Annotated in this window: 2 protein-coding genes; both read right to left on the minus strand. The window is 54.0% G+C overall.

Annotated features, from left to right (window positions below; all coding sequences use genetic code 11):
- A partial coding sequence (locus CCA01S_RS15060) for a type II toxin-antitoxin system RelE/ParE family toxin (protein WP_066459953.1) occupies positions 1 to 229 on the minus strand: 229 nt, incomplete at its 3' end.
- Positions 226 to 507 (minus strand): antitoxin of toxin-antitoxin stability system, encoded by a 282-nt coding sequence (locus tag CCA01S_RS15065; RefSeq protein ID WP_066459955.1) that lies wholly within the window; start codon positions 505 to 507, stop codon positions 226 to 228. The genes CCA01S_RS15065 and CCA01S_RS15060, both read right to left, overlap by 4 nt.
- Between the last annotated feature and the right edge of the window lie 254 nt (positions 508 to 761).

Below are 761 nucleotides of genomic sequence, written 5' to 3' on the forward strand. Positions count from 1 at the left end.
TTGCGTCCCCATCGATTTCGTACACCAGCCTATAGCTTTCATGGGGTATCAGTTCGCGTGTTCCCGGAACCAGCCCCTCTTTGCCCAGCTTGGGATAGGTGGCCAATCGGCCCGCTGCGACACTAAAAAGATCATCCATGCCGACGGCAGCCAGGGGGTTGTCAGCGGCGATGTAGTCCCAGATGTCAGCGCGATCTTGTTCCGCGTCTGGCGTCCAAATGACTTTCATTTTTGTCCCGTTAAGGCCTGTTGACGCTTGGCTGCGAAGACGGCTTCGACATTTTCGTTTGATTGACCCAGCCCTCTCCGCATCGAGAGACGGGCGGCTTCCACCTTCTGGTGCAGGTATTCGTCGTACTCGCGAGATCTGCGGCGTTGATCGAGATACCCGCGCATCAATTCACGCACGACCTGGGATGCAGGCCGGTCATCTTCTATGGTGGCTGCCATGAATTCGTCGCGTAATTCTGGTTCTAGCTTCATCGTGAAGACAGCTTTTGTGCTCATGTAAAGCCCTCCAATAAGTACTTTCTCAGTATATACTGAGAAAGTACTTCGTCAATACGTGAGCAGGATCGCTCGGGCAACTGGCCGACGGGCCGATCCTGGAGGGCATCATCCGTCGCGGAGCTCGCGACTTGATACAGAAGGCGGTGGAATGTGGAAAAAGCCGCTGGCGCAAGCCAGTGGCTTTTTCTACATGGTTTGATCGTAGATACGACAAGTATGATGTCTGTCTTTGTTCGCGGTCAGATTGGGAA

This window comes from Castellaniella caeni NBRC 101664 (assembly GCF_001592225.1).
GTDB classification, from domain to species: Bacteria; Pseudomonadota; Gammaproteobacteria; order Burkholderiales; family Burkholderiaceae_B; genus Castellaniella; species Castellaniella caeni.

Coding starts and splice junctions, on each gene's coding strand:
- CCA01S_RS15065 (WP_066459955.1), bottom strand. CDS start 507: ATGAGCACAAAAGCTGTCTTCACGATGAAGCTAGAACCAGAATTACGC.